The organism is [Micrococcus luteus] ATCC 49442 (genome assembly GCF_010367585.1).
Taxonomy (GTDB): Bacteria; Actinomycetota; Actinomycetes; order Actinomycetales; family Micrococcaceae; genus Arthrobacter; species Arthrobacter luteus_A.
The window spans coordinates 4,745,806-4,753,805 of the sequence record NZ_JAAAXP010000001.1 but is presented as its reverse complement, the minus strand read 5'-3'; the positions used below and the strand labels follow the sequence as shown (position 1 = coordinate 4,753,805).

The following is an 8,000-nucleotide window of genomic DNA, read 5'->3' as shown; positions in this document are numbered from 1 at the left end:
GGACAGGTCCAGGATGGAATGGATGCCGCGGGCGTTGAGCCGTTTGGTCAGCCGCGTGGCCACACCCCAGATCTCGATGACCGAAAGACGGCTCATCAGCGTTTCCCGGTCCTCGGCCGGAACGGAATCCCAGTGGCAGACTCCGCCGAAGGCCGGGTTGTTTTTCGCCCATTTGTTGGCCAGCTTCGCGAGGGTCTTCGTGGTGGCAATCCCGACGCAGACGGGCACGCCGACGTTCCGCCGGACAGCGGTTTTCATCTCACGGCCGAGGGCGAGCAGCTCGGCGGGCGTGCCTTTGACGCCGAGGAACGCCTCGTCGATGCTGTAGACCTCCAGCCAGGCCGAGTAGCGGCCCAGCAGTTCCATCACCCGGGCACTGACATCGCCGTAGAGTTCGTAGTTGCTGGACAGGGCAACGAGCCCCCATTCCTTGGCCCGCGGGGCGAGCTTGAACCAGGGCTCGCCGACTGGGATGCCCAGCGCCTTGGCTTCCGGCGAACGGGTGACCGCGCAGCCGTCATTGTTGGACAGCACCACGACGGGCCGGCCCTCCAAGGATGGGTCGAAAGCCCGTTCGGCGGAGGCGTAGAAGCAGTTCACATCCACGTGCGCGATCTGCGGCATGTGCCGCATCAGGGCCGGCTTAGACATGGTGCAGGCACCGCGTGGCCACGCCCCAGATGGTCAGTTCACTAAGGGTGGGAACCCGGATGTCCGGATAGCGGGGGTTCTCCGCCTGGAGCACGACGCCGGCGGGCGTGATCCGCAGCCGCTTCACCGTGAGTTCCCCATCCAAGACCGCGACCACGACGCAACCGTCCCGTGGTTCCAGCGCTCTGTTCACGATTAGTTCATCGCCGTCGCTGATCCCGGCGCCTTCCATCGAGTCCCCGGACACCCGCACCACGTACGTGCTGGTGATGTCCTTGATCAGGTGCTCGTTCAGGTCGATCCGGCCGTCAAAGTAGTCCTGCGCCGGCGACGGAAAGCCCGCAGCCACGGGAACCGGGGAGATTAGAACTGACAGCAATGAGACGCCCGCATCTATCACGCGGGGCCCGATAAGTACGCCCACAACACACCTTTATTCGAATATATGTTCGATTCATTCAGTGTAGCGCGAGGGGACGACAAAAGAGCTTTGCTTCTACTTCCAGCAGGCGGCTGCCAATGCCGGTCACGGCCGGCATCGGGGGCGGGGATCATGTTCTGACGGCATCGCCGCCGCCCCCGACGGGCCTGGCCACAGTGGCTGTTACTTCTTAGTGGGGCAGCTCAGGTCCGGGTTGAAGGCTGCGAACATGCCGTCCGGATTGTCCCTCCATACCCACGCGTGGAGCGCCCAGGACTTGTCGAACGGACCGGTTTCGAAGTCGACGCCGGCAATCGACGGCTTCTCGGTCGCCGTCGAGATAAACTCAACGGCTACCAGCCTGAACTCGCCCGACCGGTTCGGCATGTACACGAGGACTTCAGGCTTTCGCGGCTGGGTCTTGTCATCGATCAGGTCCTCCTTGGCGTAGTGGTAGCCCATTGCCCCGCCGTCGGGATTGTCGATGCATTCAGTGATTCGCTTGTAGCCGTCCTTCTTGGCGTTCTTCAGCCAGCGGTAGTCCTCGGTAACGTTGCGCAGGATCCTGACCAGCCGGCGCTGATCGTCATTGTTCCGCCAGTCGTCGCTGTGGTCCGAATCCCCGTGCCCGGATCCTCCATGGGCCACCGCCGTTCCGGGAGCGAGTCCCAGAGCAAGTACTGCCGCGGTGGCCATGGACAGTAGCCCCGTCTTGGTGCGATTCATCGTTGATCTTCTACCCCTCTGAGACCAATATCTTCTGTTTCAGGGAAGCGAAGCGCGGGAAGGGAGCAGGCCCACCTTCGCCAGGATGCCGGCAGAGTTCCCCGGGAACTGCCGGTGAATGAGCCGCCCGGTCGGCAGATCGTCCAACGAATGGAGCGGCATTTCCAGTATGCTCCTGCTGCAAAACGCAGCGCTACGCTACGGGCGGGTAGTAGGGGTGCCACCTGCGCACTCGCACCAGATCAGCGGCGCTTGCGTCCGGGCCGGTCCCTCCGCTCGGCCGTCTCTCGCTCCGCCCACCGTTGCGACTTCCCGGCGGACACCACCTTCTGGTGCCACTCCCGCTGGTAGGCCCGCTGGGCGGCAGTGTCGCTCCGGCGGGCCAGGGCGGCCAGTTCGCGCTGCATCTTCAGATAGTTGTGCCAGCGGCGTTCCTCGAGCAGACCGTCATCGATCGCCGCCTGGACGGCGCACCCGGGCTCACCCTGGTGGGCGCAGTCCGAGAACCTGCATTCGCTCGCCAGCGCCTCCACGTCGCCGAACATCTCGCCGATCCCGTCCTCGGCGTCAAACAGTCCGAAGCCGCGGACGCCGGGTGTGTCCATCAGGACGGTCCCGTTGGGCAGCGGCACCAGCTCGCGCGAGGTGGTGGTGTGCTTGCCCTTGAAGTCACCGCTCCGAACCTCTCCGGTGTCCTGGACGTCGCGGCCCACCAGGGCGTTGATGAGCGTGGACTTCCCGGCGCCGGACGGCCCCAGGAGGACAATGGTTCCTCCCGCCGGAATGTGTCCCAGCAGTTCGTCAATGCCGTCGCGGGTCTCCGCGGAGGTGGTGACCACGTCCACACCCGCCGCCTGCAGGATCACTTTCCCGACGACGTCGTCCGCCACCGCGGCGAGGTCCGCCTTGGTGATGATCACCAGGGGAGTGGCGCCGGAATCCCAGGCGGCTACAAGTGTCCGCTCCAGCCGGTTGTGCGTGAGGGGCCGGTCCACGGGCACCACCACGCCCACCATGTCCATGTTGGCGGCCAGGACCTGCGCGGCAGAGGAGTCTTCGAAAGCGCGCTTGCGGCTGAGTTCGGAGCGGCGCGGAAGGACGCCCAGGATCTGGCGCTCGCCGGCCCGGTTGGGTCCGATCCACACCCAGTCGCCGGTCACCGCCGTTTCACCGGTAAGCGGGTAGGGCAGGTGCAGCAGGTCGGTGCCCACCGCCACAACCAGCAGGTTGCGGTCCACGCGGACCACCCGGCCGGGCGCGGTGGCGGATGCGAGGGGATGGCTTGCGAAGTGTTGGGCGACGGACGGGGTGAAGCCGTACAGGCTCGGTCCGCCGCTGGTTGGTGTTGTGGGGTCAGGGATGGTGCTGTTCAGGGTGCTGCCTGAAGAAGAGTTCACTGTGAAACCTCAAGGGAAAGTCCCCGCGCACCGACCGCTGACGGCCTTGGGTTTCCGGGCGCTCCGCTGATGAGGTCAGGCGGTGCCGGTGCGGTCCAGGGAAGGTTTTTGGATGACGGGTGCGGAGCGCGCAGGGCGCACGGCTGTGACAATCATCAAAAACACCTCCCTCTGCCGCGTTGGGACCGGTTTCGGCCCGGTCCTACTGTAGCTGCGGACGGTGCGATCCGCCAGAGGTTTCCTGCAGGCCGGCAGCGGACCGTAATGGTTCCCCTCCAGTTCCAATGTAACGCGCGTCCGGGGGCTTGCGGCAAGGCCCCCCACATGCCGCAAACTGGCTCGGATACGCCCTGACATCACGCAGGGAAACAGCCGCAGGGCGGGCACGGAAAAAAGCGTGGAAAGGCAGGGTCTGATGGTTGACGTGATCATTGCCGGCGGCGGCCCGACCGGGATGATGCTGGCCGGTGAACTGGCGCTGGCGGGCATCGATGTGGCGATTGCGGAGCGCCGCCCCACGCCGGAGCTGGCGGGCTCGCGCGCGGGCGGGTTCCACTCCAGGACCATCGAAATCCTCGATCAGCGCGGAATTGCGGACCGCTTCCTCGCTGAGGGCAAACCTGTCCAGGCGGCGTTCTTCGGGACCACCAAGCTGGATGTGAGCGACTTTCCCAGCCGGCACCCGTACACGCTCGGCCTGTGGCAGAACCACATCGAGCGGATCCTGGCCGGCTGGATCGGGGAGCTGGGTGTGCCGGTCCACCGGGGACGTGAGGTGACCGGCTTTGACCAGGACGCCGGCGGTGTGGAGGTGCATCTCAGCGACGGGAAGATGATGCGGGCGCTCTACCTGGTGGGCGCCGACGGAGGCCGCAGCGCTGTCCGGAAGGCAGCCGGCATCGGGTTCCCCGGCCGGGATGCGACCAGGAGCAGCCTGATCGCCGAGGTGGAGGTGACCGGGGAGACTCCGGCGGGCATGCGCATCGATGAGGTGGGGGTCCACGGGCTGTCCCTCATGGAGGACGGCCGGACCACGCGGGTGGTAGTCACGGAGAAGCACATCGGACCGGCCACCGAGCCCACGCTGGCTGACCTGAGCAGGGCGCTGAAGGACATCTACAGCACCGACTTCGGCGTCCATTCTCCGACCTGGATCTCCCGGTTCAGCGACGCCACCCGGCAGGCCGCGGCCTACCGCAGCGGCCGGGTGCTGCTGGCCGGGGACGCCGCGCACATCCATTCCCCGTCGGGCGGACAAGGGATCGGGCTCGGCATCCAGGACGCCGTGAACCTCGGCTGGAAGCTCGCCCAGGTGGTCAGGGGAATCGCGCCGGACAGCCTCCTTGACACTTACCATGCCGAGCGGCACTCCGCCGGGGCCCGTGCGCTGAAGCACACCATGGCGCAGGCCGTGATGCAGCGGGCCGATCCGCGCGTCGGCGCGCTGGCCGACACCGTGGCAGGCCTGCTGGACATCGATGAGGCCCGGAAGCGGCTGGGCGGGCTCATTTCCGGACTGGACATCCGCTACGACTTCGGCGAGGGGCACCCGCTGCTCGGCCGCCGCATGCCCGATCTCGACGTCGTCACCGCCGCCGGTCCGCTGCGCGTGTTCACCCTCCTGCACCATGCCCGTGCGGAGCTGCTCAACCTCGGCGCGCCCGGCAGCATCGACCCGGGGCCGTGGGCGGGGCGGGTGCAGGCGGTGGACGCAACGTACGACGGCGGGTGGCAGCTTCCGGTGATCGGTGCGGTCAGCGCCCCTGCCGCCGTGCTGATCCGGCCGGACGGGTATGTGGCGTGGACGGGAGACGGGACCAGAACGGGGCTTGAGGATGCGCTGGCCACATGGTTCGGGCCTGCGCGGCCCTAGTAGACGGAGCCTTCGAGCAGTTCGGACAGCCTACGGGCGGCGCGCCGGAGCTCGGGGACGGCAGCTTTGATTTTCTCCTCGGTCGTGGCCTCTGCGGGGCTGTTCAATGCCATGGCTTCGTTCGGACGTCCTGTGCGGTTAGTCAGGGCGACGCCGACGGAGAGTACTCCGGTAACGCGCTCGTTGGCGGAGTATGCATAGTCAGACCCCGGTTCAGGCATCCTGGACCGCAGTTCCTCAAGCGTGAAACCCGGCTCCTCGTGGCCGGAGGCGATTGCGGCCGCCACAACCTCCTTGAGCTCGGCCTCGGAGGCGCCCGCAATAAGGATTTTTCCTGCCGCGCCGCGAGTAAGCGGCAGGCGTTTACCTAGAGGCAGGTCGTACTGCATGGGCGCTTCGCCTTGAACGCGTGCCACGAGGATCCGCTCGAACCCCAGCCGGGTATGCAGTGACACGGACATGCCGGTCTGCGCGGCAAGCTGCTGCAGAACCGGGCGCCCCGCAACCGCCAACGGATCGTTTTCCAGAAAACTCTTTGCCGCCGGCAGGACCGCCGGTCCGATCCGGTAGGACTTGTCCGTCTGGCTGACCATCCCGAAGTCCTGCAGCACCCGCAAAATCCTCAATGTGGTGGGGAGGCTCATGCCGCAGGTCCTTGCCAGGTCGCTGAGCCGCTGGGGGCGCTCCGCGCGCTGGAGTTCCGCGAACACTTCCATGGCCCGGGAGAGGGACCTCATGTTCGAGGCTTTGGGCCCGTCCTCCGAGGAACTGCCCGAATGTGTCGAGGTCACCGTCGTCATCCTTTCATTCTATGTAACTTCCTTGCACTTGACAGCATGTGTGTCTGCTGTCACTATTTCTCTGTACGCAATATAGTTTCATTCTATGAAATGAATAACGGACTGTGAGAAGGAACCGATGACAACGGAGTCACTCAAGACGAAACCCAGGAGTGCCGCGCGAGTGGCTCCCTCCGTGCTGGTGGGCATCGGCGCTTTCGCCGCCGTCGGTGTCTACGTGCTGGTCAGCTCAACCGACCTTGGCCTCTGGACGTCGCTCGGGCCCGGACCCGGCCTGTTCCCGTTCGCGATGGGCGCGGTCCTTGCTGCGATGGCGGCGGTCTGGCTGGTCCAGGAGCTGCGCAGCCCCAGCGACACGGTGGAAGGTGTTGACCGCGGACTCGTCCTCGCCGTTGTGCTGAGCCTGGCGGTCCTTGCGGCCGTTATGGACCTGATCGGCTTCCAGCTGAGTATGTTCCTGTTCCTCATGTACCACCTGAAACTGCGCGGCCGCAGGACCTGGATCTCATCGCTGATCACAGCCCTCGCCGGAAGCGTCGGGGCGTTCTACGCCTTCAACTACGGCCTGAACGTGACGTTGCCCGTCTCGGCCTTCCCCCTGCTGAACACGATCGGACTCTAGACGTGGATACCCTCAATGAACTTATGGGCGGCTTCGCCGCCGCCATGACCTGGCAGAATCTGCTCTTTGCCTTCCTGGGCTGCCTCCTCGGCACCATCATCGGTGTCCTGCCGGGCATCGGCCCCGTCGCCGGCGTAGCCCTCCTTATCCCCCTCACGCTGAACCTGGACGCGACCGGCGCGATCATCATGCTGTGTGCCATCTTCTACGGCACCGCCTACGGGGGAACCATCACCAGCGTCCTGCTCAACACCCCAGGCGAAGCGGCGTCAGCCATCACCACCATCGACGGCTATGCCATGACGAAGATCGGCAAGGCCGGGGCGGCGCTGACCATCGCCGCCGTCGGATCCTTCGTCGGCGGAACCATCGCTACCATCGGCCTGGTCGCCGCCGCCAAACCCCTCGGGGACCTGGGCCTGCTGGTTGGACCACCGGAATTCTTCGCCCTGATGGTTGTGGGCATTTCGCTTCTCGTTGCACTCGCCGGCAAGTCCATGGTCAAGGCAGTGATTTCCGGTGCCCTCGGCCTGCTCATCGCCATGGTCGGCATCGACCCCGTCGCCGGAGCCCCGCGGTTCACATTCGGCATGGACCGGCTCCTGGACGGCGTCAGCTTCGTCGCCGTGATCGTCGGTGTCTTTGGCCTCTCGGAACTCCTGTCCTACCGCAAAGACACCGCGGCCGCCCGGGTCCACGCCCCGAACCTTCGTTCACTGCTCCCCACCGGCAAGGAATGGCGCCGCAGCGCACCGGCCATGGCCCGCGGTACCGGCATCGGCTTCGGCCTGGGCCTCATCCCGGGGATGACAGGCTCCGTCTCCTCCCTCCTGGCCTACGGCGCCGAGAAGAAGTTCTCGCGCCACCGCAACGAGCTGGGCAAGGGTGCCATCGAAGGCGTTGCCGGCCCCGAAACAGCCAACAACTCCCACGCCAACGCGGCACTGATCCCGCTGTTCACGCTCGGCATCCCGGCGTCCCCGACGATTGCCGTCCTCATGGGTGCTTTCCTCCAGCAGGGACTCACCCCCGGCCCCACCCTGTTCACCGAAAACTCCGAAATCGCCTGGGCCATCATCGCCAGCCTGTTCATCGGAAACCTGATTCTGCTGCTGCTGAACGTTCCGCTGGTGGGACTGTGGGTTTCCATCCTCCGCGTACCGTCAACCATCCTGACCGCCCTCATCCTGCTGTTCATGGTCATTGGCGCCTACACCATCAACTTCAGCGTCTTCGACGTCTTCGTGATGATCGGGTTCGGTCTTCTCGGCCTCGCCCTTCGTCACCTGGAAATCCCGCTGGCACCCATGGTGCTGACCCTGGTCCTCGGCCCTCTCATGGAGCGCTCGCTGCGGGAGTCGCTCGAGATCTCCCAGGGTGACTTCGGCATCTTCACCAGCCGGCCCATCTCCGCGGTCCTGATCGGCCTCGGCATCCTGATCGTCTTCAGCCCGCTGCTCAAGCTCCGCAAGCCCAAGGCGCTCAACGAAGACCCCGAAACCTAAACAAC

The 8,000-nt window shown here is 65.7% G+C and carries 8 protein-coding genes; 3 read left to right on the top strand and 5 right to left on the bottom strand.

Annotation, left to right across the window (positions count from 1 at the left end; all coding sequences use genetic code 11):
- From GUV69_RS21720 to rsgA, 4 genes are all read right to left on the bottom strand, one after another.
- On the bottom strand, nt 1–651 hold a 651-nt coding region (locus GUV69_RS21720), incomplete at its 3' end, for a Y-family DNA polymerase (RefSeq protein ID WP_488759621.1).
- The gene (locus GUV69_RS21715; protein ID WP_164201937.1) at nt 644–1,075 is read right to left on the bottom strand and encodes a LexA family protein; all 432 of its coding nucleotides are present in this window, start codon (nt 1,073–1,075) and stop codon (nt 644–646) included. The genes GUV69_RS21720 and GUV69_RS21715, both read right to left, overlap by 8 nt.
- A 180-nt stretch (nt 1,076–1,255) precedes the next feature.
- A complete protein-coding gene (locus GUV69_RS21710; protein WP_164201935.1) occupies nt 1,256–1,798 on the bottom strand; it encodes a hypothetical protein in 543 nt (180 codons plus the stop codon).
- A 242-nt stretch (nt 1,799–2,040) separates the two neighbouring features.
- The gene (gene rsgA / locus GUV69_RS21705) at nt 2,041–3,195 is read right to left on the bottom strand and encodes a ribosome small subunit-dependent GTPase A (RefSeq protein WP_164201933.1); all 1,155 of its coding nucleotides are present in this window, start codon (nt 3,193–3,195) and stop codon (nt 2,041–2,043) included.
- Between the two features lie 415 nt (nt 3,196–3,610).
- On the opposite strand from rsgA, the gene GUV69_RS21700 reads away from it, so the two are divergent.
- Nucleotides 3,611–5,068: an FAD-dependent monooxygenase gene (locus GUV69_RS21700; protein ID WP_164201931.1), complete on the top strand. Its 1,458-nt coding sequence runs from the start codon at nt 3,611–3,613 to the stop codon at nt 5,066–5,068.
- Here GUV69_RS21700 and GUV69_RS21695 read toward each other — a convergent pair.
- The gene (locus tag GUV69_RS21695) at nt 5,065–5,868 is read right to left on the bottom strand and encodes an IclR family transcriptional regulator (protein WP_373458744.1); all 804 of its coding nucleotides are present in this window, start codon (nt 5,866–5,868) and stop codon (nt 5,065–5,067) included. The genes GUV69_RS21700 and GUV69_RS21695 overlap by 4 nt on opposite strands.
- 118 nt (nt 5,869–5,986) lie before the next feature.
- Here GUV69_RS21695 and GUV69_RS21690 point away from each other — a divergent pair, with 118 nt between their 5' ends.
- Nucleotides 5,987–6,490 (top strand): tripartite tricarboxylate transporter TctB family protein, encoded by a 504-nt coding sequence (locus GUV69_RS21690; RefSeq protein WP_164201929.1) that lies wholly within the window; start codon nt 5,987–5,989, stop codon nt 6,488–6,490.
- 2 nt (nt 6,491–6,492) lie between these two features.
- Nucleotides 6,493–7,995: a tripartite tricarboxylate transporter permease gene (locus GUV69_RS21685; protein WP_164201927.1), complete on the top strand. Its 1,503-nt coding sequence runs from the start codon at nt 6,493–6,495 to the stop codon at nt 7,993–7,995.
- The last annotated feature ends 5 nt before the right edge of the window (nt 7,996–8,000 follow it).

Bases quoted from the DNA above. Each gene is read 5' to 3' on its own strand.
- GUV69_RS21695 (WP_373458744.1), bottom strand. From the start codon at position 5,868: ATGACGACGGTGACCTCGACACATTCGGGCAGTTCCTCGGAGGACGGG.
- GUV69_RS21710 (WP_164201935.1), bottom strand. From the start codon at position 1,798: ATGAATCGCACCAAGACGGGGCTACTGTCCATGGCCACCGCGGCAGTA.
- GUV69_RS21700 (WP_164201931.1), top strand. From the start codon at position 3,611: ATGGTTGACGTGATCATTGCCGGCGGCGGCCCGACCGGGATGATGCTG.
- GUV69_RS21690 (WP_164201929.1), top strand. From the start codon at position 5,987: ATGACAACGGAGTCACTCAAGACGAAACCCAGGAGTGCCGCGCGAGTG.